Source organism: Vulcaniibacterium thermophilum (assembly GCF_007923255.1).
GTDB lineage: Bacteria > Pseudomonadota > Gammaproteobacteria > Xanthomonadales > Xanthomonadaceae > Lysobacter_F > Lysobacter_F thermophilum.
The window spans coordinates 1-25,120 of the sequence record NZ_VOHJ01000022.1 but is presented as its reverse complement, the minus strand read 5'-3'; the positions used below and the strand labels follow the sequence as shown (position 1 = coordinate 25,120).

Here is a 25,120-nt window from a genome sequence, read left to right as displayed (position 1 = left end):
GTCGGGAACTGCCGCTCAGCGCCGCTGCACGCGTGCGGCGAGCAGCGCGCGCAACTCGGATTTCTCCGCATCGTCCAGTTCGGCGATCCGCGCCTGCAGTTCCTCGATGCGCTGCTCGAGGGTCTGGCGCTCCAGCCGGGCCACCGTATCCCGCCATTCCGCCCGCCAGGCCGTCTCGTCGCCCGGAACCTCCTGCAGCGCGAGCTTCTGCAGCGCGGCGTGCTCCTCGCGGCCGGCGAAGTGCTCGATCAGCACGCCGGTGGTGATCTCCGGGCGCGCGTGGACCAGTTGGACGATCTCGACCAGCAGCGGCACGCCGGGCTGACGCAGCGGCGCGAAGGCGAGCGGCAGTGCGAGATCCAGCGCCAGCGCCGGCTTCTGCAGCAGCAGCGCGATCGCGCTGCGCACCAGGCTGCGTTTGGGCGCAGGCAGGGCGGCCGGTCGCGCGCCACGCGCCGGCTGCGCGGGCACGTGCGTCTGCGGCGACGCGGTGCGTGCGCCCACGCCGGTGAGCTCGGTCAGGCGTTGCTGCATCAGGTCGCGGAACGCGCCATCGGGAATCTGCGCCAGCAGCGGCTTGGCGCGCTCGGCGAGCCGGCCCTTGCCTTCCAGCGTGGCGAGATTGACGTCGTGGGCGAGCGTGTCGAAGAAGAACTGCGACAGCGGCGTGGCCTGCGCCAGCCGCGCCTCGAAGCCGGCGCGGCCCTCGTTGCGCACGAGGGTGTCCGGATCCTCGCCCTCCGGCAGGAACAGGAAGAACGCCTGGCGGCCGTCCTTCATGCGCGGCAGCACCGACTCGACCGCCTTCCATGCCGCCGCACGTCCGGCGCGGTCGCCGTCGAAACAGAAGTAGACATCCGGTGCGTTGCGGAACAGCAGCTCGGCGTGGTCCGGCGTGGTCGCGGTGCCGAGCGTCGCCACCGCGGTGTCGATGCCGTGCTGGAACAGCGCGACCACGTCCATGTAGCCCTCGACCACGATCAGCCGCGGGATGCGCGCGTGCGCCTGCCGCACCTGCCACAGGCCGTACAGCTCGCGGCCTTTGTGGAACAGCGCGGTCTCCGGCGAATTGAGATATTTCGGCGCGTCGTCCTTCTTCTCCAGGATGCGGCCGCCGAACGCGATCACCCGGCCGCGGCGGTCGTGGATCGGGAACATCACCCGGTCGCGGAACTTGTCGTACACGCGGCCGGCATCGTTCTTCGAGAACAGCCCGGCGCGTTCGAGCAGCGCCATCCGGCGCGCGTCGGTGCCGAGCGCATCGCGCAGCGCGTTGAAGCCGTCGGGCGCGTAGCCGATCGCGAAGCGCGCGCGGGTGGCCTCGTCGACGCCGCGCGCATCGAGATAGCGCCGCGCGCGTTCGGTGGCGGCCAACTGCTTCTGGAAGAATTTCGATGCCGCCTCCAGCGCCGCGTACAGGTCGCGCGTGTCCGGATTCTCGTTGCGGCTGCGCGTGTCGCGCGGCACGTCCATGCCCACCCGGCGCGCGAGTTCCTCGACCGCATCGAGGAATTCGAGGCGGTCGTAGTTCATCAGGAAGCTCAGCGCGGTGCCGTGCGCGCCGCAGCCGAAGCAGTGGTAGAACTGCTTGGTCGGCGAGACGTAGAACGACGGCGAGCGTTCGTCGTGGAACGGGCAGCGCGCCGAATACTCGCGCCCCTGCCGCTTCAACGGCACGCGCGCGCCGACCACCTCGACGATGTCGGTGCGCGCCAGCAGCTCGTCGATGAAGGCGTCGGGGATGCGGGCCATCGGCACATGATCGCATTCGCGGGGGTGGCCGGCGGGCTGCGGGGTGTCAGCGCAGGCGGTAGGCGCCACGCCGCACGTGCGATCCGCGGCGCCGGACTTGACCTCTTGTCGAAGCGGCGCCGGACTCACCTGTTGCCGAATTGGCAGCGCGCCGCCCCGGCGCAGGTTGGAACCTATTGTTGAGTGGCCGTGGACAATGGGCCCCGGCGTCCGCCGGGGCGACGGGGGGAGGCCTTGGCGCGTGAGTTCGATGGTGCTGCGGATCAACGGCTCGTCGTCCCGGCGCAGGCCGGGACCCCTTGTTTGGGTGCTCAGGGAAATTGGGCCCCGGCGTTCGCCGGGGCGACGGGATGGGGCTTGGCGCGCACTTCGACGTGCGTGCCGGCCCGCGTCAGCCCTCGGCCGCCAGCCGCCGCAGCGCCTCGCCGCTGAGGCGCTGGACTGTCCAGTCCTCCAGGCCGACCGCGCCGAGGCGGCGATAGAAGGCGATCGCCGGCATGTTCCAGTCGAGCACCGACCACTCGAAGCGGCCGCAGCCGCGTTCGACCGCCAGCCGCGCCAGATGCCGCATCAGCGCCAGGCCCAGGCCGCGGCCGCGGAACGCCGGGCGCACGTACAGGTCCTCGAGGTACAGCCCGCGGCGGCCGAGGAAGGTCGAGAAATTGTGGAAGAACAACGCGAAGCCGGCCGGCTGGCCGTCCGCCTCGGCGATCACCACTTCGGCGGCCGGGCGCTCGCCGAAGAGCTGCCCGGCCAGACCCGCCTCGTCGGCGACCACCTCGTGCGCGAGCTTCTCGTACTCGGCCAATTCGCGGATGAAGGCGAGGATCAGCGGCACGTCCGCGCGGACGGCGGGGCGCAGCACGATGCCGGCGTCCATCGCGCTCAGCCCGCCAGCGCCTTCTTCACCAGCGCGGAGACCTGGCCCATGTCGGCCTGGCCGGCGAGCCGGGGCTTCAGCACGCCCATCACCTTGCCCATGTCGGCGGGGCCGCTGGCGCCGGTTTCGGCGATCGCCGCCTGCACCGCGGCCTGCAGCTCGGCCTCGCCCAGCTTGGCCGGCAGGTAGCGTTCGATCACCGCGATCTCGGCCTGCTCGGCCTCGGCCAGATCGGCGCGGCCGGCGGCCTGGTACTGCGCGATCGAGTCGCGGCGCTGCTTGACCATCTTGTCGAGCACGGCGATCACCGCCGCATCGTCCAGCTCGATGCGTTCGTCGACCTCCTTCTGCTTGATCGCGGCGTTGATCAGCCGGATCGCGCCGAGGCTGGCCTTGTCGCCGCTCTTCATCGCGGCCTTCATGTCGTCGGTCAGGCGCTGTTTGAGGGTCATAGGCGTCGGGATTCGATTGGTGGGACTGGGGATAGGAGCTCGAGCCGGGAGCCTGGCGGGAAGCAGACAGGCCGGAGGTGGGTCGGGAGGGATCCGCTTCACGAATCCCCGATCGCGCATCCCGGCCCTCCGGGCCCAACGCAAAAAGCCGGCGCGCCTGGGGCGCAGCCGGCTTCACGCGTCGTCCGTCACCCGGCGGGCACCCGAAGGCGCCCGGCGAGCCGGCTCAGTACAGGCGCTGGCGCTTGGTGGCGTCGCGCGACTGGCGGCGCATCTGGCGCTTCACCGCGGCCGCGGCCTTGCGCTTGCGCTCCTGCGTCGGCTTCTCGTAGAACTCGCGCTTGCGGGTCTCGGCCAGCACGCCGGCCTTTTCGCAGGTGCGCTTGAAGCGGCGCAGGGCAAACTCGAACGGCTCGTTTTCGCGGACTTTGACGCTGGGCATAAGGGTCTCGGGGAACGGGTGCCCGGCCGCTCGGGCCGGGGGAGCCGCGCATTATAGCGACGCGCGTTCCAGCGGTGCAACATAGCGCCCATGAACGTGCTCGGCATCGAAACCAGTTGCGACGAGACCGGGGTGGCGGTGTACGCCACCGACGCCGGGCTGCGCGCGCACGCGCTCTACAGCCAGGTGGCGCTGCATGCCGAGTACGGCGGCGTGGTGCCCGAGCTGGCCAGCCGCGACCACGTGCGCAAGCTGCTGCCGCTGATCCGGCAGACGCTGGGCGAGGCCGGGCTGCGGGTGGAGGACCTCGACGGGGTGGCCTACACCGCCGGCCCCGGGCTGGTCGGCGCGCTGCTGGTCGGCGCCGGGGTGGCGCGCGCGCTCGCCTGGGCGCTGCAGGTGCCGGCGATCGGCGTGCACCACATGGAAGGCCACCTGCTGGCGCCGCTGCTGGAGGATCCGGCGCTGCGGCCGCCGTTCGTGGCGCTGCTGGTGTCCGGCGGCCACACCCAGCTCGTCGCGGTGGAGGCGATCGGCCGCTACCGCCTGCTCGGCGAGACGCTCGACGATGCCGCCGGCGAGGCGTTCGACAAGACCGCCAAGCTGATGGGCCTGCCGTACCCGGGCGGACCGCAGCTCGCCGCGCTGGCGGAGCAGGGCCGCCCCGGCGCGTTCCGGTTCGCGCGGCCGATGACCGACCGCCCGGGGCTCGACTTCAGCTTCAGCGGGCTCAAGACCCAGGTGCTGCTGGCCTGGCAGGGCAGCGACCAGGGCGAGCAGACCCGCGCCGACATCGCGCGGGCGTTCGAGGAGGCGGTGGTGGAGACGCTGGCGATCAAGTGCGAGCGCGCGCTGGAGGCCACCGGCCACGACACCCTGATCGTCGCCGGCGGGGTCGGCGCCAACCGCCGCCTGCGCGCCGCGCTGGAGGCGATGACCGCCCGCCGCGGCGCCCGCGTGCGCTTCCCGCGGCCGGCGTTCTGCACCGACAACGGCGCGATGATCGCCTTCGCCGGCGCGCTGCGGCTGGCCGCCGGCCTGCACGACGACGCCGCGGTGCGAGTGCATGCGCGGTGGGACATGGCGGGGTTGCCGGAGGTGCGTGGGGGGCGGGGATAGGGAACGGGGAACGGGGAACGGGGAGCGGGGAGCGGGGAGCGGGGAGCGGGGAGCGGGGAATCGGGAATCGGGAATCGGGAGTCGGGAGTCGGGAGTCGGAGTCGGAGTCGGAGTCGGGAGTCGGGAGTCGGAGTCGGAGTCGGGTGTGCCATGTTCGCTGCGTCGCGCTGCCTGCTCCGTCCCCGGAGCCCTCCCCTTCAAGGGGAGGGTTTGGGAGGGGATGGTGTTGCGATGAGGCGGAAGTCGGGAGGGCGTGCGAAGGAACACCATCCCCACCCCGGCCCTCCCCTTGAAGGGGAGGGGGAAAGGCGTTGCGGCCTCCCTTGAAGGGGAGGGGGAAAGGCGTTGCGGCCTCCCTTGAAGGGGAGGGGGAAAGGCGTTGCGGCCTCCCCTTGAAGCGGGCGCGTGCGGCTTGGCGAGCAGCCGCGCCGGGATAGGTTCGGCGCCGTCGGAACGCATCGCTTTTCTTTACGATTCCCGACTCCTGGTTCCCGATTCCCCGTTCCCGTTCCCGTTCCCGTTCCCGTTCCCGTTCCCCGTTCCCCGTTCCCCGTTCCCGATTCCCCATTCCCGATTCCCGATTCCCGATTCCCCATTCCCGATTCCCGCCCCCCCATGGACCGCGTCTTCATCGAAGGCCTCGAGATCGAGGCGCTGATCGGCATCTACGACTGGGAACGGCGGGTGCGGCAGCCGCTGGTGTTCGACATCGAGATGGCGTTCGACAACCGGCGGCCGGCGGCGAGCGACCGCATCGAGGACACGCTGGACTACAAGGCGGTGAGCAAGCGCGTGATCGCCTATGTCGAGCAGTCGGGGTTCGGGCTGGTGGAGACGCTGGCCGAGCGCGTGGCCGAGCTGATCCTGCGCGAGTTCGCGGTGAGCTGGCTGCGGCTGAAGCTGAGCAAGCCCGGCGCGGTGCGCGGCGCGCGCGCGGTCGGGGTGGTGATCGAACGTTCCCGTCCGGCGTCGTGACGATGGCGAAGGCGTACCTCAGTCTCGGCAGCAATCTGGAGCCCGAACGCCATCTGCGCGAGGCGATCCGCGCGCTGCGTGCGCGCTTCGGCGAGGTGGTGGTGTCGCCGGTCTACCGCACGCGCGCGGTCGGGTTCGACGGGCCGGATTTCCTCAATGCCGCCGCGCTGATCGACAGCGACCTCGACCCGTACGCGCTCGACCGCTGGCTGCACGACCTCGAGGACGCGCACGGCCGCGACCGCAGCGGCCCGCGCTTCGGCAACCGCACGCTCGACGTCGACCTGGTGCTGTACGGCAACCTGACGCTGCAGGGGCCGGGCCGCCTGCAGATCCCGCGGCCCGAGCTGCAGCATGCGTTCGTGCTGCGCCCGCTGGCCGAGATCGCGCCCGACGCGGTGGTGCCCGGCGTGGAGCGCACGCTGGCGGAGCTGTGGGAAGCGCATCCGGAGCGGCACGAACCGGCGCGGGTGGTGACCTTGCCGTCGGCGTGATGCGACGAACGGGGCTTGCGCCGGTGTCGCTCCCATTCGAGGATGCGAGCGGCTTCCGGGGAGACGGCCCATGTTCGACAGGTTCTCGCGCAGTTGGACGCTGGTGAAGGCATCGGCGGCGGTGTTGCGTTCCGACAAGGAACTGATGTGGCTGCCGGTGCTGTCCGGCCTGGCCACGCTGCTGGTGCTGGCGACGTTCGCGATCCCGACCTTCGCGCTGCGCGTGTTCGAGAACGGCTTCGGCGTGGGCGGCGCGCTGCTGGCCTTCGCGTTCTACTTCTGCCAGTACAGCGTGATCATCTTCTTCAACTCCGCGCTGGTGGCCGCCGCGATGATCCGGCTGGAGGGCGGTGACCCGACGGTGTCCGACGGCCTGCGCGCGGCGCGCGCGCGGCTGCCGGCGATCCTCGGCTACGCGGCGATCGCCGCCACCGTCGGCATGCTGTTGCAGGCGCTGAAGAACAAGGACAACAACTTCGTCGTGCGGCTGATCGGCAGCGGGCTCGGCGCGGCGTGGACGCTGGCGACCTTCCTGGTGGTGCCGGTGCTGGTCGCGCAGAACGTCGGCCCGATCGAGGCGCTCAAGCGCAGCATCGAACTGCTCAAACGCACCTGGGGCGAGAACGCGATCGGCCAGGTCGGCATCGGCGCGGCGTTCGGCCTGATCACCGCCGCGGTGGTGGCGGTCGGCATCGGCGCCGCGATCCTCGCCGCGCAGGTCTCGGGCGTGCTGGCGGTCGGCGTGGCGATCGCGTTCGTGCTGGCGGTGCTGCTGCTGGGCATCTACCAGGCGGCGCTGAGCGGCATCTACTCCGCCGCGCTGTACCGCTACGCGCAGGACGGCCGCGCGCCGGCCGGCTTCGAGGCGCGTGCGCTGGAAGGCGCGTTCGCCCCGCGCTGATGGCCGATCTCGCGCTGTTCGACTTCGACGGCACCCTCACCCGCTGCGAGACCTTCCCGCCGTTCGTGCGGGCGGCGGTCTCGCCGCTGCGACGGCGACTGGGCGTGCCATGCCTGGCGCCCGTGGTGGCGGGCTACCGGCTGGGCTGGGTGTCGGGCGTGACGGTGCGCGCGGCGGTGGTGCGCGTGGCGCTCACCGGCATGCCGGTGGCGACGTTCGAGGCGCGCGCGCGCCGCTTCGTCGGGCAGGCGCTGCCGACGCTGTTGCGGCCGCAGGCGGCAGCGCGGCTCGACTGGCATCGTGCGCGCGGCGACACGGTCGCCGTGGTGTCCGGCAACTTCGAGGGGCTGCTGCGGCCGTGGTGCGAAACACAGGGCATCGCCTGCCTCGCTTCCGCGCTGGAGGCGCGCGACGGCCGCCTGACCGGCCGCTACCTCGGCGCGCAGTGCGTCGGCGAGGAGAAGGCGCGGCGCGTGCGTGCGGCGTATGCGCTGGACGCGTTCGACCGCATCCACGCCTACGGCGATTCGGTCGAGGACTTCGCCCTGCTGGCGCTGGCGCACGAGCGCCACTACCGCGGCCGGCCGCTGCCGGCGGGCCTGCCGGTCGAAGCGCTGCGAACGGCAGCCTAGCTCCTCGGGTTCGCCCGTGGCGCAGGTTGGGCCGGGCCGGCGTCGCGACTCACCCCAGCAGCGTGCGCCCGCCGTCGAGCAGCAGCGTCTGGCCGGTGCTGTAGTGCGCGTCCTGCAGCAGCCAGCGCACCGCCTCGGCGACTTCCTCCGGCGTGCCGGTGCGGCCGAGCGGAGTGCGCGCGAGCATCGCCTTCTGCGCTTCGGTGTTGTCCTCGTCCTCCGGCCAGAGGATGGCGCCGGGCGCGACCGCGTTGACCCGCACCTCGGGTGCCAGTTCCACCGCCAGCGACCGGGTCAGCATCGCCAGCGCCGCCTTCGCCATGCAGTACACGGTGTGCTGGCGCAACGGGCGTTCGGCGTAGAGGTCGGTGAGGTTGACGATCGCGCCGCGCGCGGCGCGCAGATGCGGCGCGGCGGCCTGGGCGAGGAAGAACGGCGCGCGCGCGTTGCTGGCGAACAGCTCGTCCCATTGCGCGGGCGTGGTGGTGCCGAGCGGCGTCGGGTAGAACGCGGAGGCGTTGTTGATGAGCGCATCCAGCCGGCCGAAGCGGCCGAGGGTGTGCGCGACCAGCTCCGGCAGGCGGTCGAACTCGGCCAGATCGGCCTGCAGCGTGAGCACGCTGCCGGGACGGCCACGCTCGAGCTCGTCGGCGAGCGCGGCCAGCTCGTCCCGCGAGCGGCGGCAGTGCAGCGCGAGGTCGTAGCCGGCGGCGTGCAGCCGGCGCGCGATCGCCGCGCCGATGCGACGGGCGGCGCCGGTGACCAGGGCGACGGGAGCGTGGGCCATTGGGCGGCTGCGGTGACGGAACGGGCGGCTAGTGTCCCATGCATGCGGGCCGCATCGCCTGCCGCCGCCTGCACCGTCGCGCAGGCACAATGCGCTCCCCGATCCGACGACCGCGCGCGACGCCGCATGACGCATCCGTCCGACCTGCCCCCGCCCGAGCCCGAGGCGCTCGCCCACAGCGCGCGTCTGGCGGGCCACATCCGCGAGGAGATCCGCGCCGCCGGCGGCGCGATCCCGTTCTCGCGCTTCATGGAGCTGGCGCTGTACGCGCCGGGGCTGGGCTATTACAGCGCGGGCGCCACCAAGTTCGGCGCGGCCGGCGATTTCGTCACCGCGCCGGAGCTCGGGCCGGTGTTCGCCGCCTGCGTGGCCGAGGCGCTGGCGATCGTGCTGCGGCAGATCGGCCCGCGCGCGCGCGTGCTGGAGCTGGGCGGCGGCAGCGGCGCGTTCGCCGAGGTCGCGCTGAAGCGGCTGATGGAACTGGACGCGCTGCCGGACCGCTACGCCATCCTCGAACCCAGCGCGACGCTGCGCCAGCGCCAGCGCGAGCGGCTGCAGCAGCGCCTGTCGCCGCCGCTGTTCGAGCTGGTCGAATGGGTCGACGGCCCGTTCCCGGACGACTGGCACGGCGTGCTGTTCGCCAACGAGGTGATCGACGCGCTGCCGACGCCGCGCTTCGCCATCCGCGACGGCGAGGTGTACGAGGAGCACGTCGTGCTCGACGGCGAGGCGTTCGCGATCGAGCTGCGCGCGGCCGACGAGTTCCTGCGCAACGCGGTGCGCTTCGTCGAGCGCCGCCTCGGTCGCGCGCTGCCGGACGGGTACCGCTCCGAAGTGCTGCCGCAACTGCCGTACTGGGTGCAGGCGGTGGCCGGCGGCATGAAGCGCGGCGCGATGCTGTTCGTCGATTACGGCTACGTGCGCGGCGAGTACTACAGCGACGAGCGCCGCGACGGCACGCTGCGCGCGTTCTACCGCCACCGCATGCACGCGCAGCCGCTGCTGTGGCCGGGGCTGCAGGACATCACCGCGTCGGTGGACTTCACCGCGCTGGCGGAGGCCGGCGTGGCCGCCGGATTCGACTTCGCCGGCTACTGCACGCAGGCGAGCTTCCTGCTCGGCAACGGCCTGGCCGACGTGCTGGCGCGGATCGAGAAGATCGACGACGAGGTCGAGCGCCTGCGCCGCACGCAGGAGGTGAAGCGGCTCACCTTGCCTTCGGAGATGGGCGAGCGCTTCCAGGTGATGGGCTTCGAGAAGGACGTCGCGTTCGGCGCCGCGTTCCTGGCCGGCGACCTGAGCTTCCGGCTGTGAGCGCGCTGCGCGGGTTCCGCCGCCCGGCGGTGTGGGTGTTGCTGTGGGCGGCGATGATCGCCGCGGTCACCACCGGTTCGCTGCTGCCGGCTCAGGACGTGCCGCGGTTTTCACTCCCCGGCGGCGACAAGCTGCAGCACGCGATCGGCTATGCGTGGCTCGCCTCAGGTGCGGTGATGCTGTTCGCGACGGCGCGCGCGCGGGCCGTGGCGGCGGTGGGATTGTGGCTGCTGGGCGGTGCGATCGAGCTCGCGCAGGGCGCGCTGACGGCATCGCGCGCGGCCGATCCGTGGGATCTACTCGCCAACGCGGCCGGCATCCTCGCCGGCCTGCCGCTCGCGCGCACGCGCTTGGCGACGTGGTGGCTGCGGCTCGACCAGAGGTGGTTCCGCGCGGCCGCGAATCCCCTGTAGGCGCGGCTTCAGCCGCGATCAGCGCCTGCGTGTCCGGTCGCTGACGTTGGCGTAGGCAGCACGATGGGGCTGCCATAGACGGGTGGCGTGTGTGGCGAGCGGGAGTCGCGGCTGAAGCCGCTCCTACCCCTTGCCGGTCGCCGCCGCGATCGCCGCGATCCGCGCGCGCCGGATCGCCTCGCCGACTTCGGGGCCGCTGAGCCCCTGCGCGATCTCGGCGGCGCGTACCGCGAGCGCGGCCTCGAGCGCTGCGACCAGTCGCGCCCCCTGCGGATAGGGCCGGTCCTGCAGGCCGGCGCGACCGCGCTTGTCGCATTCGCACACGATCGCGAGCTGGCGGATGCGCTGCGGCCTGCGGAAGCCGTCGCAGCGCGCGATCAGCTCGTGCACGGTGCGCGCGCGCAGCTCGTCGAAGCGGTGCACGTTGAGATGCTCGCGGCAGGCCGCGACCGCCAGTTCGCGATGCTCGTTGGGCACCCGCAGACGCGCGCACAGCGCCTGCACCGGCGCCACCCCGGCGTGTTCGTGGCCGAGGTGTTTCGGCAGCACGTGCGCGGGCGTCAGCGCCTTGCCGAGGTCGTGCACCAACGCGGCGAAGCCGATCACGTCATCGCCCGGCGCAAGCAGCGCCGCCACGTCGCACACCATCTCCACGTGCACGCCGGTGTCGACTTCCGGGTGATAGTCGGCGCGCTGCGGCACGCCATACAGCGCCTCGACCTCCGGCAGTACCGCGCCGAGCGCGCCGCAGTCGTGCAGCGTGCGCAGGAACGCCGACGGCCGCGCGCTCGCCAGCGCGCGCCGCAGTTCCTGCCAGACCCGCTCCGGCGTCAGCTCGGCGAGCTCGCCGCTTGCGGCCATCTGCCGCATCAGCGCCATCGTCTCCGGCGCCACGCTGAAGCCGAGCGGCGCCAGCCGCGCCATGAAGCGCGCCGCGCGCAGCACGCGCAGCGGGTCCTCGACGAACGCCTCGCTGACGTGGCGCAGCACGCGCGCCTGGAGATCGCGCGCGCCGCCGAACGGATCGACCAGCGCGCCGTGCTCGTCCTGCGCGATCGCGTTGATCGTGAAGTCGCGCCGGCGCAGGTCGTCCTCCAGCGTCACCGACGGATCGGCATGCACCACGAAGCCGCGGTAGCCGCGGCCGCTCTTGCGTTCGGTGCGCGCCAGCGCGTACTCCTCGCCGGTCTGCGGATGCAGGAACACCGGGAAGTCGCGGCCGACCGCGCGGAAGCCGGCTTCGATCATCGCCTCCGGCGTGGCGCCGACCACCACGAAATCGCGATCGCCCGGCGGCAGGCCGAGCAACGCGTCGCGCACCGCGCCGCCGACCAGATACGTCCGCATCGTTCAGCGTGGCGCGTGCTGGGCCAGCAGCGCGACGATCGCATCGGCGCCGGCGTTGCGCCCGAGCGCGCGCACGATCGGCTGCGGCTGCCCGCTCACCCACAGCCGCAGTTCGGCCTCCAGGTCGAAATGGCCCGCGGTCTCCAGCGCGAACATCGCAATGCTGCGGTAGGACAGGCTGACGAATTCGGTCTTGCGGCCGGTGACGCCCTGCCTGTCGATCAGCAGCAGGCGGCGGTCGGTGAACACGATCAGGTCGCGCACCTGGCCGAATGCGCGCTGCACGGTCTCGCCCGGCGCCAGCAGCGGGGCGAGCTCCTCGGCGATGCGGTCGGCGGATTTCTCGCCGAAGTGACCCAGCAGGGTATCGAGCAGGTTCATGGCCATCTCCTCGTCGCGTGTGCGCACTATGCCCGATGCGCGTCCGCGCCGCCGTCGCCTTGAACGCCGCGGCGGCGGCCCCACCTAGGCTGGACATCGCCCGGAGCCGCCCATGGACCCGCATCGCCAGCCGCCCGTCTTCCATGCCACCACCATCGTCTCGGTCCGCCGCAACGGTCGCGTCGCGGTCGCCGGCGACGGCCAGGTCACGCTCGGCCACACGGTGATGAAGGCGAACGCGCGCAAGGTGCGCCGGCTCGGGCGCGACGGTCAGGTGCTGGCCGGCTTCGCCGGCGCCGCGGCGGACGCCTTCACCCTGTTCGAGCTGTTCGAGGCCAAGCTGGAGAAGCACGGCCAGCTCACGCGCGCGGCGGTCGAGCTGGCGAAGGACTGGCGTACCGAACGCCGGCTCGGGAAGCTCGAGGCGCTGCTGGCGGTGGCCGACAAGGACACCTCGCTGATCATCGGCGGCACCGGCGATGTGATCGAGCCGGAGGACGGCATCATCGCGATCGGCTCCGGCGGCCCCTACGCGCTGTCCGCCGCGCGCGCGCTCGCCGCGCATACCGCGCTCGACGCCCGCGCGATCGCGGTCGAGGCGCTCAACATCGCCGGCGACGTGTGCATCTACACGAATCGCAACATCGTGGTCGAGGAGCTTTGAGGCCGGGATTCGGGATTGCGGATCCGGAATCCGTTCGTCGCGGTCCCGATCCGTCGTTTCCCGCATCCCCGACCGCGCCTCCCGAGCTCCGAAGCCGAACCGCCAATTCCCAATCCCGAATCCCCAATCCCCCACCCATGAAACCCGACACCAGCCACGCCACGATGACTCCGCGCGAGATCGTGCAGGAGCTCGACCGCCACATCGTCGGCCAGGCCGCCGCCAAGCGCGCGGTCGCGATCGCGCTGCGCAACCGCTGGCGGCGCATGCAGCTCGCGCCGGAGCTGCGCAACGAGGTGATGCCGAAGAACATCCTGATGATCGGCCCGACCGGCGTCGGCAAGACCGAGATCGCGCGCCGCCTGGCCACGCTCGCCAACGCGCCGTTCGTGAAGGTGGAAGCCACGCGCTTCACCGAAGTCGGCTACGTCGGCAAGGACGTCGAGCAGATCGTGCGCGACCTCGCCGACACCGCGGTCAAGATGTACCGCGAACAGGCGAAGCTGCGCGTGCGCACGCAGGCCGAGGAGCGCGCCGAGGAGCGCATCCTCGATGCGCTGCTGCCGCGCCGCGCGCCGGTGCAGCCGATGTTCGGCTTCAGCCCGCGCGAGGCGGCGGCCGACGAGCCGTCGGCCTACGAGAATTCGCCGGAAGCGCAGGAGACGCGCGCCAAGCTGCGCCGGCAGTTGCGCAGCGGCGCGTTCGACGAGCGCGAGATCGAGATCGAGACCGCGGTCAACGTCGGCGTCGACATCATGGCGCCGCCCGGCATGGAGGAGATGGGCCAGCAACTGCGGCAGATGTTCTCGCAGTTCGCCGGCAGCCGGACCCACAAGCGCACCCTGCCGATCAAGGCCGCGCGCACGCTGCTGGTCGAGGAGGAAGCGGCCAAGCTGGTGAACGAGGAGGAAGTGCGCCAGGCGGCGATCGAGGCCTGCGAACAGCACGGCATCGTGTTCATCGACGAGATCGACAAGGTCGCGCGCCGCAGCGACACCCTGGTGGGCGGCGACGTCAGCCGCGAGGGCGTGCAGCGCGACCTGCTGCCGCTGGTGGAAGGCTCCACGGTCAGCACCAAGTACGGCCCGGTGAAGACCGACCACATCCTGTTCATCGCCTCCGGCGCGTTCCACCTCGCCAAGCCGAGCGACCTCATTCCCGAGCTGCAGGGCCGCTTCCCGATCCGCGTCGAGCTGTCGGCGCTGAGCAAGGACGACTTCGTGCGCATCCTCACCGAGCCGAAGGCGGCGCTGACCACGCAGTACGTCGAGCTGCTGCGCACCGAGGGCGTGACGCTGCGCTTCACCGACGACGCGGTCGAGCGCATCGCCGAGATCGCCGCGTTCGTCAACGAGCGCCAGGAGAACATCGGCGCGCGCAGGCTGCACACCGTGCTGGAGAAGCTGCTCGACGCGCTGAGCTACGAGGCGCCGGACCGCGACGGCCAGGCGTTGACGATCGACCGCGCCTACGTCGACGCCCAGCTCGGCGAGCTGGTGCAGGATCCGGATCTCAGCCGCTACATCCTCTGAAGCCCGGCCATGACTTCCGGCGCTGCGTGCGGCGCCGGCACGGCCGCTAGCATCGGCGCAGGCGGACATCACGAGCGATGGAGGCGGAATGAGATCGACCTTGCTTGGCGCCCTGTTGGCGATCGCCGGCATCGCAAGTGCGCACGCGCAGGACTGTCCGGATACCGCCGCCCGTTATGGCGAGGCGCGCGAGATCGTGCGCGATCTGCATCGCATCGTCGCGCCCAACGGCGTGCAGGAAAGCTATGCGGCCCGCATCGGCGGCATCGAACAGTGGCTGACGGTGCGCGGCCAGGATCGCGCCAACCCGATCCTGCTGTTCGTGCACGGCGGGCCGGCCTCGCCAGCGGCGCCGACGCTCTGGCAGTTCCAGCGTCCGCTGGAGGAGTACTTCACCGTCGTGCACTGGGACCAGCGCGGCGCAGGCATGACCATCGCGCGTACGCCGCACGAGGGGCTCGGCGAAACCGTGCGCATCCAGCGCTACGTCGACGACGCCATCGAAGTCGCCGAGTACGTGCGCCGGCGCTACGGCAAGGACAAGGTGATCCTGGTCGGACACAGCTGGGGCACCGTGGTCGGCATGCACGCGGCGTTGCGGCGGCCCGATCTGTTCCATGCCTACGTCGGCATCGGCCAGGTGATCGACACGCGCGAGAACGAGCGGATCAGCTTCGAGTACGGCCTGCGCCAGGCGAAGGCGCACGGCAACGCCGAAGCCGTGCGCGAGATGGAATCGATCGCGCCGTACCCGGGCGATCAGCCGATCACCCGCGAGCGCATCATCATCGCCCGCAAATGGCCGCAGTACTACGGCGGCCTGACCGCGTTCCGCGACGAATCCACCTACTACTACCGTGGCCCGCGGTTGTCGCCCGACTACGAGGATCGCGACCGCTGCGCGATCAATCAGGGCAGCCTGTTCACGCTGGAGCGCTTGCTCCCCGAGTTCCTCCAGGTCGATTTCGACCACGTCGCGTCGTTCCCGATCCCGGTGGTGATGTTCATGGGCCGGCACGACTACACGACGCCGTCGCAGCCGACCGCGAACTGGCTCGAGCGGGTCAAGTCGCCCTACAAGCGCGCGGTGTGGTTCGAGCGCTCCGCGCACATGATCCCGTGGGAGGAGCCGGGCAAGACGCTGGTGAGCCTGCTCGAACACGTGCGGCCGCTGGCCGTATCCGGCGCAGGAGCACCGCGCGAGTGACGGTTTACGGCGTGGCGGCGGGGCGCCCGCGCCGCGTCGCGCGCTGGCGGCCAGCAGCTCCGCGCGTGCCGCCTGCTGAAGAGCATCGATGCCCCCCCCGCGCCGGCGGATGCCCGGGTCGCGCCGCGAGCGCGGCTACGACGCGCTTGTTGGCGTAGGTGTGCGGAGACTGCATGTCGTCGCTCTGCGCGCTGGTCATGCTGCGCAGTAGGCGGGCGCAGACGTCGCGCGGGTAGGTGAGTTCGGCGAGCTTGGCGCGTCTCGTAGCTCGAGCCCGGGTCCATGGCGGCATGCTAGCGTGGCCGTGCTCGGCGGCGGAGGCGAGGGTGGGATACCTGACGGTCAAGTGGCTGCATGTGATGAGCTCGACGCTGCTGTTCGGCACCGGGCTCGGCATCGCGTTCTTCATGTGGAAGGCGCACCGCACCGGCGATGCGCGGGTGATCGCGGCCACCGCGCGCACGGTGGTGCGCGCCGATGCCTGCTTCACCGCGCCGGCGGTGCTGGTGCAGTTCGCCAGCGGGCTGTGGCTGGCGCACCGGCTGTCGATGCCGCTGTCGGTGTTCTGGCTGAAGTGGGCGCTGGTGCTGTTCTTCTTCGTCGGCGCCTGCTGGCTGCCGGTGCTGTGGTTGCAGGTGAGGGCGCACCGGCTTGCGCGCGCCGCCGCGGAGCGGGGTGCGCCGCTGCCGGCGGGCTACCACCGCGCGATGGGCTGGTGGTACGCACTCGCCTGGCCGGCGTTCGCCGGCGTGGCGGCGATCTTCTGGCTGATGGTGGTCAAGCCGGCAGGCTGAGCGCATGCACCTGGCCGCCCTCTACCGCTATCCGCTGAAGTCCTGCGCGCCGCTTCCCTGCGAAGCGGCCGAGGTGGAGCCGCGCGGCCTGGCGCACGACCGGCGCTGGATGGTGGTCGACGCCGACGGCCGGTTCCTCACCGGGCGCCAGCTCGCGACGATGACGCTGATCCGCGCGCAACCCGCACCGGAGGGCGCGCTCGTGCTGTCCGCACCGGGCCACGGCGCTCTGCACGTGGCGCCGCCGGCGGACGGCGCGCGCCTGCGCGTTCGCGTGTGGGACAGCACGGTCGATGCCCGCCCGGCCGGCCGCGAGGCCGATGACTGGCTGAGCGCGGTGCTCGGCCGCCCGCTGCGGCTGGTGCACATGGACGAGGGTGCGCGCCGTCCGGTCGACGCGCGATACGCACAGCCGGGCGACGAAGTCAGCTTCGCCGACGGCTTCCCGCTGCTGCTGATCTCGCAAGCGGCGCTCGACCACCTCAACACGAGGCTGGCGCGGCCGGTGGCGATCACGCGCTTCCGGCCCAACCTGGTCGCCGACGGCTGCGCGCCGCATGCGGAAGACGGCTGGCGCCGCATCCGCATCGGCACGGTCGAGTTCGACGTGGTCAAGCCGTGCGTGCGCTGCGTGTTCACCACGGTGGACCCCGAACGCGGCGAGCGCGATCCGGACGGCGAGCCGCTGCGCACCCTGCTGACCTACCGGCGCACGCCGAAGGGCGTCACCTTCGGCCAGAACCTGATCCCGCGCGGCACCGGCACGTTGCGCATCGGCGATCCGGTGACCGTGCTGGCCTGACGCGGCGCCGCGCAGGGCCTTGGGCGATAATCGCCGCATGAACGAATCCCCCCGCAAGTCCGGCACCACCCACTTCGGCTTCCGCGAAGTGCCGGCGGCCGAGAAGCAGAAGCTGGTCGGCCAGGTGTTCAGCTCGGTCGCGCGCCGCTACGACCTGATGAACGACCTGATGTCGCTCGGCATCCACCGCGTGTGGAAGCGCTACTTCGTCGCCACCGCGCAGGTGAAGCGCGGCGACCGCGTGCTCGACCTGGCCGGCGGCACCGGCGACATCGCGCTGCTGCTGCACGAGCGCGTCGGCCGCGACGGCAGCATCGTGCTGGGCGACATCAACGGCGACATGCTGCGGGTGGGGCGCGACCGGCTGACCGACCTCGGCCGCGTCGCCGGGCTCGAGTACGTGCAGTGCAACGCCGAGGCGCTGCCGTTCCCCGATCACAGCTTCGACCTGGTGACGATCGCCTTCGGTCTGCGCAACGTCACCGACAAGGACGCCGCGCTGCGCGAGATGCACCGCGTGCTCAAGGTCGGCGGCCAGGCGCGCGTGCTGGAGTTCTCCGAGGTGAAGGCGGACTGGTTCAAGCCGCTGTACGACTTCCACTCGTTCCAGGTGCTGCCGCGCCTGGGGCGGCTGTTCGCCGACGACGAGGACAGCTACCGCTATCTCGCCGAAAGCATCCGCAAGCATCCGCCGCAGGACGAACTGAAGGCGATGATGGAAGCCGCCGGCTTCGCCCGCTGCGGCTACCGCAACCTTTCCGCCGGCATCGTCGCCATCCACACCGGCTACAAGGTGTAGGGCGGGACTTGTCCCGCGGCCGTGGCGGGATGGGTCCGCCACCAATCGACACGGATCGAAAAGACGCTGCGCCGATCATTCCCGTAGGGCGGGGGCTTGCCCCGCCGCCGACGTCGTCGGCAGGCCGTCGGTCGCCGACGGCGGGACAAGTCCCGCCCTATTCGATCCGTGTCCATCGCGCGAATCCGTGGCTCGCGACGCCGGCCCTCCGGCACCTGCGCGGCCCGGACGGGGCGGCTACACTCGGGCCCCTCCTGGTTCCGGTTGCCGTCCGATGCGTCCGACTCTCCTCGCCCTCTGTGTCGCTTCCGCGCTGATGCTCGGCTGCCAGCGCGATGCCACGCCCAACGCCGCGCCCGACACGCCCGCCACCGCCGCCGAAAAGCCGGCGCAGCCAGCCGCCGCGCTCGATCCGTACAGCTATGCCGAGCCCGACAAGGTCGGCGTGACCGATCTGGCGCTGCACCTGACGGTCGATTTCGACAAGAAGACGTTGTCCGGCAGCGCCACCTACACGCTCGACTGGCGCGATCCCAAGGCCGGGCGGCTGGTGCTCGACACCCGCGATCTGACGATCGAGAAGGTGGTCGGCGAACGCGAGAACGAGCGCTGGGTCGAGCTGCCGTTCCAGCTCGCGCCGGAGGACGAGGTGCTCGGCAGCAAGCTGACGATCATGACGCCCGAGCCGTTCAAGCGCGTGCGCGTGACCTACAGCACCTCGCCGGAAGCGTCGGGCCTGCAGTGGCTCACGCCGGAGATGACGCAGGGCAAGAAGACGCCCTTCATGTTCAGCCAGTCGCAGCAGATCCACGCGCGCTCGTGGGTGCCGCTGCAGGACACGCCGCAGGTGCGCTTCACCTACAGCGCGAAGGTGCTGGCGCCGAAGGATGCGATGGTGCTGATGAGCGCCGACAACGATCCGAAGGCGGCGCGCGACGGCGACTACGACTTCCGCATGCCGCAGCCGATTCCGTCGTACCTGCTGGCGATCGCGGCCGGCGACCTGGTGTTCAAGCCGATCTCGGCGCGCAGCGGCGTGTGGGCGGAACCGGCGACGGTCGACAAGGCGGTGGCCGAGTTCGCCGACACCGAGAAGATGATGCAAACCGCCGAGAAGCTGTACGGGCCGTACCGCTGGGAGCGCTACGACATCCTCGTGCTGCCGCCCTCGTTCCCCTACGGCGGCATGGAGAACCCGCGGCTGACGTTCGCCACGCCGACCGTGATCACCGGCGACAAGTCGCTGGTGGCGCTGATCGCGCACGAGCTGGCGCATAGCTGGTCGGGCAACCTGGTGACGTTCGCCACCCCGAACGATTCCTGGCTCAACGAGGGCTTCACCAGCTACGTCGAGAACCGCATCGTCGAGGCGCTGTACGGCAAGGAGCGCGCCGACATGGAAAACGTCATCGAGCGCAACGAGCTGCGCGAGGAGTACAGGACGCTCGACCCGGCGCTGCAGGTGCTCGCGCTCAAGCCCGGCACGCTGAAAAACCCGGACGACAGCAGCAGCGCCACCGTCTACACCAAGGGCGCGTGGTTCCTGCAGTTCCTCGAGCAGCGCTTCGGCCGCGAGGTGTTCGATCCTTTCCTGCGCGGCTACTTCGACCACTTCGCGTTCAAGAGCATCACCACGCAGGACTTCCTCGCTTACGCCCGGGCCAACCTGCTGGCCAGGCACCCGGGCAAGGTCACCGAGGCCGAACTCGAGCAGTGGGTGCATCAGCCGGGCATTCCCGACGGCGCGCCGCAGATCGCCTCGCCGCGTTTCGACGCGGTCGACGCCGCGCGCAAGGCATGGCTGGACACCGGCACGCTGCCGGCCAAGGACCTCACCGCGAAGTGGACCACGCAGGAGTGGGTGCACTTCATCGAGGGCATGCCGAAGACGCTGCCGGTGGAGAAGCTGGCCGCGCTGGATGCCGCCTACCGCTTCACCGGCACCGGCAACGGCGAGATCGCGCAGCGCTGGTATCCGCTCGCGGTGCGCAGCGGCTACACCCGGGCCAACGAGGACATCGCGCGGTTCCTGCAGACGATCGGCCGCCGCAAGCTGATCATGCCGACCTACGAGGCGCTGGTGCAGACCCCGGAGGGCCTGAAGCTCGCCAAGGAAGTGTTCGCCAAGGCGCGGCCGGGCTATCACCCGATCACCACCGCATCGGTCGAGGCCACCATCGCCCGCGCCGAAGGGAAGAAGGGCTGAGGCCCGATCGCCACGCGCTCCCGCCGCCGGCGGGAGAGCGGCCGAACCCGAACCCATGCGCACGTCACGCCGTATCCTCGTCGCCGTCGCGGCCCTGCTGCTCGCGCTGGGCGCGCTCGCGATCGCCGCGGTCGCGAGCGATCCTTACCGGCTGGTGCGTCTCGAGTTCGCGCGCCAGCGGCTCGCCGCGCACCTGGAGCGGCGCAGCGTCGCGGTCGACGATCACACCTGGGTCTACGCCGCGTCCGACGCGGCCCCGCCGGATGCGCCGACGCTGGTCCTGGTGCATGGCTTCACCGGCAGCAAGGAGAACTGGTATCCGCTCGCGCGCCTGCTGCGCGGCCGCTACCGGCTGCTGATCCCGGACCTGCCGGGCTGGGGCGAGAGCACGCGCCGCGCCGGCGCCGACTACGGCTATGCGGCGCAGGCGCAGCGACTGGCGCGCTTCATCGAAACCGTGGCCGGCGATCGCCCGGTGGTGCTGGTCGGGCACTCGATGGGCGGCGGCATCGCCGCGCTCGCCGCCGCACGCTTTCCCGGGCACGTGCGCCGGCTCGCACTGATCGACGCCGCCGGCGTGCCGTTCCGCGACAACGCGTTCGGCCGCGCCGTGCTCGCCGGCCGCAACCCGTTCGAGGTGCGCGATGTCGCCTCGCTGCAGGCCTACCTCGACATCGTGTTCGGCGATCCGGCCGCGCGTCCGCGCATTCCGTGGCCGGCGCGCGAGGGCTTCATCGCCTTCCGTCGCGCGCAGGCGCCGTTCGAGCAGCGCGTGCTCGACCGCATCGGTCGCGGCGAGGGCCGCTTCCTGCCGGGCGAGGCCGCCACGGACATCCGCCAGCCCACGCTCCTGCTGTGGTGCGAGCGCGACCGCGTGATCGACCCGAGCGCGATGGCGCTGTACGCCGAACGCATTCCGCAGTCGCGACGCGTCCTGCTCGGCGGCTGCGGTCACATGGCGATGATGGAACGGCCGGCGGACGTCGCCGCCGCCCTCGACATGCTCATCCGGGAGTCCGCACCATGATCCGAACCCTGCCGACGGCGGCGCTGATCGCCGTATTCGCGCTCGTCGCCTGCCAGCCGCGTCAGGATCGCGAGGCCGCGCAGGCCGCCGCGCGCGAGGCGCAGGCGGAGGCGATCGCGCGCCAGTTCGAGGCCGAAGCCGCGAAGGGCAACTGGGAGCTCGCCGCCGCGCACGGCACCGTGCTGCTGGCCGACCATCCCGGCAGCGCCGCGGCCGCGCGCGTGAAGGCGCGCGTCGACGAAGCGAAGACGAAGGCGCAGGCCGCGCGGGAACAACGCCGCCTCGCCGGCCTGTGGGCCTACGGCGCCGAGCCGGTCGCCAAGGGCACCCAGCTTTCGGCGGCGATCTACTCGAAGGACGTGGTCGATACCGGCGGCGACCGCCCCGCGCGCGTGCGGCTGATCTTCCGCGACCATCCCGAGTGGGGCCGGAGCAGCTATCTCACGCTCGAGGGCGGCGACTTCGATTGCTACGGCGGCTGCAAGGTGAACGTGACCGTCGACGACGGCGCCGCCCGGCCGATGGCGGCCTCGCGACCGAAGACCGACGAGGCGATCGCGATGTTCATCGAGGACGAACGCGCGCTGTGGCGGATGACGAAGTCGGCGAAGACCGTCGCGGTCGAATTCCCGGTCAAGGCCGGCGGCACCCGCACCGCGGTGTTCGAAGTCGGCGGACTCGATCCGGCCAGGCTGCCGGCCTGGAATTGAGACGCCGCGAAGCACGCACGTAGGCTGGGCTGAGCGCAGCGAAGCCCAACGGCACCACGGTGGATCGTGAGACGCACGGATGTCGGGCTTCGCCTTCGGCTCAGCCCAACCTACGGGGGCGGCGTTACAGCGCGTAGCCGAACTGCTGCTTGAACTGCTCGGCGAACTCGTCGTAGTCGAAGCGCTGGTTCTGGGTGCCGGGGTGTTCGACCTTGAGCGCGCCCATCAGGTTGCCGATGCGGCCGATCGTCATCCAGTCGTAGCCGCGCTGGATGCCGAAGATCAGGCCGGCGCGGAACGCGTCGCCGCAGCCGGTCGGGTCGGTGACGCGACGCTCGTGCGCGGGCGGCACCTGGTAGGTCCTCTCCGGCGTGTGGATCACCGAGCCGTGCGGTCCGCGCGTGGTGATGTAGGCCTTCACCTTCTTGACGATGTCCGCCTCGCTCCAGCCGGTACGCTCCTGCAGCAGGTTCGACTCGTAGTCGTTGACGGTGACGTAGTCGGCCAGATCGATGAAGCGGCGCAGCTCCTCGCCGTTGAACAGCGGCATCGCCTGGCCCGGATCGAAGATGAAGGGGATGCCGAGCTCGTGGAATTCCTGCGCGTTCTGCAGCATCGCCTCGCGCCCGTCGGGGCTGACGATGCCGAACGTCACGCCGGCGACGTCGCGCACGTGGTTCTCGTAGGACCGCATCATCGCGCCGGGGTGGAACGCGGTGATCTGGTTGTTGTCCAGGTCGGTGGTGATGAACGCCTGCGGGGTGAACAGCTCGTCGATCACCTTGACGTGGTCGAGGCGGATGCCGCAGGTTTCGAAGTGCTCGCGGTAGGGGCCGAAGTCGGAGCCGACGGTGGCCATCGGAATCGGGTCGCCGCCCAGCAGCTTGAGGTTGTAGGCGATGTTGCCGGCGCAGCCGCCGAACTCGCGCCGCATGCGCGGGACCAGGAACGAGACGTTCAGGATGTGGACCTTGTCCGGCAGGATGTGGTTCTTGAACTGGTCGGGGAACACCATGATGGTGTCGTAAGCCAGCGAACCGCAGATCAGCGCAGACATCGATCGGAACACCTGAGGAAGGCGGCCGGGGGCCGCGCGGGCGGGTAAGGGTAGCGGCTGAGCCTGCGAGCGGCCAGCCGAATCCGTGATCCAGGTGTCGCGGCTGCTGAAGAAGCGGTCTTTCGGTGGGGCCCAAACCCTTGTCCGGCCGGGATTTTTCCTTGCCCGGCGCTGTGCGCGGTTGCTAGGCTAGCTCATTCGTTCTCGCCCCCGCCGGCGCCCACCTCCTGACGGCCATCCCCCGATGTTCAAGAAGTTCCGCGGCATGTTCTCCAACGACCTGTCCATCGACCTGGGCACGGCGAACACCCTCATCTACGTGCGCGGGCAGGGGATCGTGCTGAACGAACCGTCGGTGGTGGCGGTGCGCCAGGACCGGCTGGTCGGCGGCAGCCGCTCGGTGGCGGCGGTCGGCACCGAAGCCAAGCAGATGCTGGGCCGCACTCCGGGCCACATCACCACCATCCGGCCGATGAAGGACGGGGTGATCGCGGACTTCACCTACACCGAGGAGATGCTCAAGCACTTCATCCGCAAGGTGCACCGCTCGCGTTTCCTGCGCCCGAGCCCGCGCGTGCTGGTGTGCGTGCCGTGCGGCTCGACCCAGGTCGAGCGCCGCGCGATCAAGGAATCGGCCGAGGAGGCCGGCGCGCGCGAGGTCTACCTGATCGAGGAACCGATGGCCGCCGCGATCGGCGCTGGCATGCCGGTGACCGAGGCGCGCGGCTCGATGGTGGTGGACATCGGCGGCGGCACCACCGAGGTGGCGGTGATCGCGCTCAACGGCATCGTCTACTCGCAGTCGGTGCGCATCGGCGGCGACCGCTTCGACGAGGCGATCATCAGCTACGTCCGCCGCACCCACGGCATGCTGATCGGCGATGCCACCGCCGAGCGGATCAAGCTGGAGATCGGCTGCGCCTATCCGCAGAAGGAGATCCGCACCATCGAGGTGTCCGGCCGCCATCTGGCCGAGGGCGTGCCGAAGATGATCACCATCAGCTCCAACGAGGTGCTGGACGCACTGCGCGAGCCGCTGTCGGGCATCGTCGCCGCGGTCAAGCAGGCGCTCGAGCAGACCCCGCCGGAGCTGTGCGCCGACGTCGCCGAGCGCGGCATCGTGCTGACCGGCGGCGGCGCGCTGCTGCGCGACCTCGACCGCCTGCTCTCCGAGGAGACCGGCCTGCACGTGCAGGTCGCCGACGACCCGCTGACCTGCGTCGCCCGCGGCGGCGGCCGCGCGCTCGAACTGGTGGACATGCACGGCAACGAGTTCTTCGCGCCCGAGTGATCAGGCCGGGAATCGGGAATCGGGAATTGCCGCCGCGGGAAGCACGCGCGCGATGACCGCTCCAGTCCCCCGCCCGGTTCGTCCTTGCCTCCCTGCTGCAGGCGTCGCGGGTGCGGCGCCCGATACCGATTCCCGATTCCTGATTTCCGATTCCCGCCGACGTGCCGACCTACCCCGGCCCTTCCGTAGCCCGCCCCGGTGACGTCGTCGGTACCCTGCGCCTGCTGGGCTACCTGGGGCTCGCGCTGGTGCTGATCGTGCTCGACCAGCGCGGCGGCTGGCTGACGCAGGCGCGCACGCAGGCCAACGCGCTGGTGCAGCCGTTGTGGGCGGTGGCCGGGCTGCCGGGGCGGCTGATGGAGCGGCTCAACGAGGACGCCGGCACCCTCGCCCAGCTCACCGAGCGCAACCGCGAACTGCGCCGCCAGTTGCTGCTCAACCAGGCGCGCATGGCCCGCCTGCAGGCGCTGGCGGCCGACAACGCGCGCCTGCGCGGCCTGCTGGATGCCGCCGAGCGCGGCAACCTCGACGTGCTGCTGGTGCCGATCCTCGACGTCGATCTGGATCCGAGCCGGCAGCGGCTGGTGCTGGACGCCGGCAGCCGGGTCGGGCTGCGCGTGGGGCAGAGCGTGATCGACGCCGGCGGCCTGCTCGGGCAGATCACCGGCACCACGCCGATGCACGCCGAGGTGCTGCTGGTGACCGACCCGGACCACGCGGTGCCGGTGGTGGTGGTGCGCACCGGCGTGCGGCTGGTGGCCTACGGCACCGGCCGCAGCGACCGCCTCGCGCTGCGCCACGTGCCGATGTCCAGCGATCTGAAGGTCGGCGACGTGCTGGTGACCTCCGGCCTCGGCAACCGTTTCCCGCCCGGCTTTCCGGTGGGCACGGTGGTCGCGCTGCGGCCGGACGAGAGCCGCGCGTTCCTGGTCGGCGACGTGCGGCCGGCGGCGCAGCTCGACCGCGGGCGCGACGTGCTGGTGCAACTCTCGGTGCCGGATGCGCCGCCGGTGCGCGCGCTGACGTTCGATCCCGCGCTGCCGCCGGTCGCGACCCCGCCGGCCACCGCCGCGGTCCCCGCGTCGCCCGTTGCGCCCGCGCAGGCCGGCGCCCCCGCAGGCGCGTCCCCGGCCGCGCCCGCC

26 protein-coding genes are annotated in these 25,120 nt (G+C 71.4%); 18 read left to right on the top strand and 8 right to left on the bottom strand.

The window, feature by feature from the left end; genetic code table 11:
• Positions 1-15: 15 nt before the first annotated feature.
• The 4 genes from dnaG to rpsU all read right to left on the bottom strand — a co-directional run bounded on the left by dnaG (position 16) and on the right by rpsU (position 3,526).
• The gene (dnaG, locus tag FQY64_RS09920; RefSeq protein WP_146474108.1) at positions 16-1,752 is read right to left on the bottom strand and encodes a DNA primase; all 1,737 of its coding nucleotides are present in this window, start codon (positions 1,750-1,752) and stop codon (positions 16-18) included.
• 391 nt (positions 1,753-2,143) lie between these two features.
• Positions 2,144-2,632: a GNAT family N-acetyltransferase gene (locus FQY64_RS09915; RefSeq protein WP_146474107.1), complete on the bottom strand. Its 489-nt coding sequence runs from the start codon at positions 2,630-2,632 to the stop codon at positions 2,144-2,146.
• Between the two features lie 5 nt (positions 2,633-2,637).
• The gene (locus FQY64_RS09910; protein ID WP_146474106.1) at positions 2,638-3,084 is read right to left on the bottom strand and encodes a GatB/YqeY domain-containing protein; all 447 of its coding nucleotides are present in this window, start codon (positions 3,082-3,084) and stop codon (positions 2,638-2,640) included.
• A 226-nt stretch (positions 3,085-3,310) separates the two neighbouring features.
• The gene (gene rpsU, locus FQY64_RS09905; protein WP_146474105.1) at positions 3,311-3,526 is read right to left on the bottom strand and encodes a 30S ribosomal protein S21; all 216 of its coding nucleotides are present in this window, start codon (positions 3,524-3,526) and stop codon (positions 3,311-3,313) included.
• Positions 3,527-3,616: 90 nt separating this feature from the next.
• Between rpsU and tsaD the strand changes: the two genes are divergently transcribed.
• The 5 genes from tsaD (at position 3,617) to FQY64_RS09870 (ending at position 7,647) form a co-directional block, all read left to right on the top strand.
• A complete protein-coding gene (gene tsaD / locus FQY64_RS09900; RefSeq protein ID WP_146474104.1) occupies positions 3,617-4,645 on the top strand; it encodes a tRNA (adenosine(37)-N6)-threonylcarbamoyltransferase complex transferase subunit TsaD in 1,029 nt (342 codons plus the stop codon).
• Positions 4,646-5,260: 615 nt separating this feature from the next.
• Positions 5,261-5,620: a dihydroneopterin aldolase gene (folB, locus tag FQY64_RS09885; RefSeq protein ID WP_146474101.1), complete on the top strand. Its 360-nt coding sequence runs from the start codon at positions 5,261-5,263 to the stop codon at positions 5,618-5,620.
• A gap of 2 nt (positions 5,621-5,622) precedes the next feature.
• The gene (gene folK / locus FQY64_RS09880) at positions 5,623-6,114 is read left to right on the top strand and encodes a 2-amino-4-hydroxy-6-hydroxymethyldihydropteridine diphosphokinase (RefSeq protein WP_146474100.1); all 492 of its coding nucleotides are present in this window, start codon (positions 5,623-5,625) and stop codon (positions 6,112-6,114) included.
• 70 nt (positions 6,115-6,184) lie between these two features.
• Positions 6,185-7,015 (top strand): DUF6159 family protein, encoded by an 831-nt coding sequence (locus FQY64_RS09875; protein ID WP_146474099.1) that lies wholly within the window; start codon positions 6,185-6,187, stop codon positions 7,013-7,015.
• Positions 7,015-7,647, top strand: coding sequence for an HAD-IB family hydrolase (locus tag FQY64_RS09870; protein WP_146474098.1), 633 nt, complete (start codon positions 7,015-7,017; stop codon positions 7,645-7,647). Before FQY64_RS09875 ends, FQY64_RS09870 begins: the two co-directional genes overlap by 1 nt.
• Positions 7,648-7,696: 49 nt before the next feature.
• Here the strand turns inward: FQY64_RS09870 and FQY64_RS09865 are convergent, their stop codons facing one another.
• Positions 7,697-8,434, bottom strand: a complete 738-nt coding sequence (locus FQY64_RS09865) for a pteridine reductase (protein WP_146474097.1) — start codon at positions 8,432-8,434, stop codon at positions 7,697-7,699.
• Between the two features lie 126 nt (positions 8,435-8,560).
• Between FQY64_RS09865 and FQY64_RS09860 the strand changes: the two genes are divergently transcribed.
• Together FQY64_RS09860 and FQY64_RS09855 are read left to right on the top strand one after the other, a co-directional pair.
• A complete protein-coding gene (locus tag FQY64_RS09860) occupies positions 8,561-9,748 on the top strand; it encodes a class I SAM-dependent methyltransferase (protein ID WP_146474096.1) in 1,188 nt (395 codons plus the stop codon).
• A complete protein-coding gene (locus tag FQY64_RS09855; RefSeq protein WP_146474095.1) occupies positions 9,745-10,161 on the top strand; it encodes a VanZ family protein in 417 nt (138 codons plus the stop codon). Before FQY64_RS09860 ends, FQY64_RS09855 begins: the two co-directional genes overlap by 4 nt.
• A 123-nt stretch (positions 10,162-10,284) precedes the next feature.
• Here the strand turns inward: FQY64_RS09855 and FQY64_RS09850 are convergent, their stop codons facing one another.
• Together FQY64_RS09850 and FQY64_RS09845 are read right to left on the bottom strand one after the other, a co-directional pair.
• The gene (locus FQY64_RS09850) at positions 10,285-11,508 is read right to left on the bottom strand and encodes a multifunctional CCA addition/repair protein (RefSeq protein ID WP_146474094.1); all 1,224 of its coding nucleotides are present in this window, start codon (positions 11,506-11,508) and stop codon (positions 10,285-10,287) included.
• A 3-nt stretch (positions 11,509-11,511) separates the two neighbouring features.
• Positions 11,512-11,889, bottom strand: coding sequence for a PH domain-containing protein (locus FQY64_RS09845; protein ID WP_146474093.1), 378 nt, complete (start codon positions 11,887-11,889; stop codon positions 11,512-11,514).
• Between the two features lie 112 nt (positions 11,890-12,001).
• Between FQY64_RS09845 and hslV the strand changes: the two genes are divergently transcribed.
• The 9 genes from hslV to FQY64_RS09795 all read left to right on the top strand — a co-directional run bounded on the left by hslV (position 12,002) and on the right by FQY64_RS09795 (position 21,630).
• Positions 12,002-12,553: an ATP-dependent protease subunit HslV gene (gene hslV, locus FQY64_RS09840; protein WP_146474092.1), complete on the top strand. Its 552-nt coding sequence runs from the start codon at positions 12,002-12,004 to the stop codon at positions 12,551-12,553.
• Positions 12,554-12,690: 137 nt separating this feature from the next.
• Entirely contained in the window at positions 12,691-14,085 is a 1,395-nt protein-coding gene (hslU, locus tag FQY64_RS09830) for an ATP-dependent protease ATPase subunit HslU (protein ID WP_146474090.1), read from the top strand.
• Between the two features lie 88 nt (positions 14,086-14,173).
• A complete protein-coding gene (locus FQY64_RS09825) occupies positions 14,174-15,292 on the top strand; it encodes an alpha/beta hydrolase (protein WP_146474089.1) in 1,119 nt (372 codons plus the stop codon).
• A 290-nt stretch (positions 15,293-15,582) separates the two neighbouring features.
• Entirely contained in the window at positions 15,583-16,086 is a 504-nt protein-coding gene (locus FQY64_RS09820; protein ID WP_146474088.1) for a DUF2269 family protein, read from the top strand.
• A 4-nt stretch (positions 16,087-16,090) separates the two neighbouring features.
• Positions 16,091-16,888 (top strand): MOSC domain-containing protein, encoded by a 798-nt coding sequence (locus FQY64_RS09815; RefSeq protein WP_146474087.1) that lies wholly within the window; start codon positions 16,091-16,093, stop codon positions 16,886-16,888.
• 37 nt (positions 16,889-16,925) lie between these two features.
• Positions 16,926-17,687, top strand: a complete 762-nt coding sequence (gene ubiE, locus FQY64_RS09810; protein WP_146474086.1) for a bifunctional demethylmenaquinone methyltransferase/2-methoxy-6-polyprenyl-1,4-benzoquinol methylase UbiE — start codon at positions 16,926-16,928, stop codon at positions 17,685-17,687.
• Between the two features lie 274 nt (positions 17,688-17,961).
• Positions 17,962-19,893, top strand: coding sequence for a M1 family metallopeptidase (locus FQY64_RS09805; protein WP_146474085.1), 1,932 nt, complete (start codon positions 17,962-17,964; stop codon positions 19,891-19,893).
• Between the two features lie 55 nt (positions 19,894-19,948).
• On the top strand, positions 19,949-20,920 hold the full coding sequence (locus FQY64_RS09800; RefSeq protein ID WP_146474084.1) for an alpha/beta fold hydrolase: 972 nt from the start codon (positions 19,949-19,951) through the stop codon (positions 20,918-20,920).
• On the top strand, positions 20,917-21,630 hold the full coding sequence (locus FQY64_RS09795; protein ID WP_186760920.1) for a hypothetical protein: 714 nt from the start codon (positions 20,917-20,919) through the stop codon (positions 21,628-21,630). The genes FQY64_RS09800 and FQY64_RS09795 overlap by 4 nt, the downstream gene beginning before the upstream one ends.
• A 124-nt stretch (positions 21,631-21,754) precedes the next feature.
• Here FQY64_RS09795 and FQY64_RS09790 read toward each other — a convergent pair whose 3' ends face one another.
• Positions 21,755-22,687 (bottom strand): carbohydrate kinase family protein, encoded by a 933-nt coding sequence (locus tag FQY64_RS09790; protein WP_146474083.1) that lies wholly within the window; start codon positions 22,685-22,687, stop codon positions 21,755-21,757.
• 244 nt (positions 22,688-22,931) lie between these two features.
• On the opposite strand from FQY64_RS09790, the gene FQY64_RS09785 reads away from it, so the two are divergent.
• Together FQY64_RS09785 and mreC are read left to right on the top strand one after the other, a co-directional pair.
• Positions 22,932-23,978, top strand: coding sequence for a rod shape-determining protein (locus FQY64_RS09785; RefSeq protein WP_146474082.1), 1,047 nt, complete (start codon positions 22,932-22,934; stop codon positions 23,976-23,978).
• A 161-nt stretch (positions 23,979-24,139) separates the two neighbouring features.
• Positions 24,140-25,120: rod shape-determining protein MreC (gene mreC, locus FQY64_RS09780; protein WP_146474081.1), on the top strand; the 981-nt coding region annotated here is incomplete at its 3' end.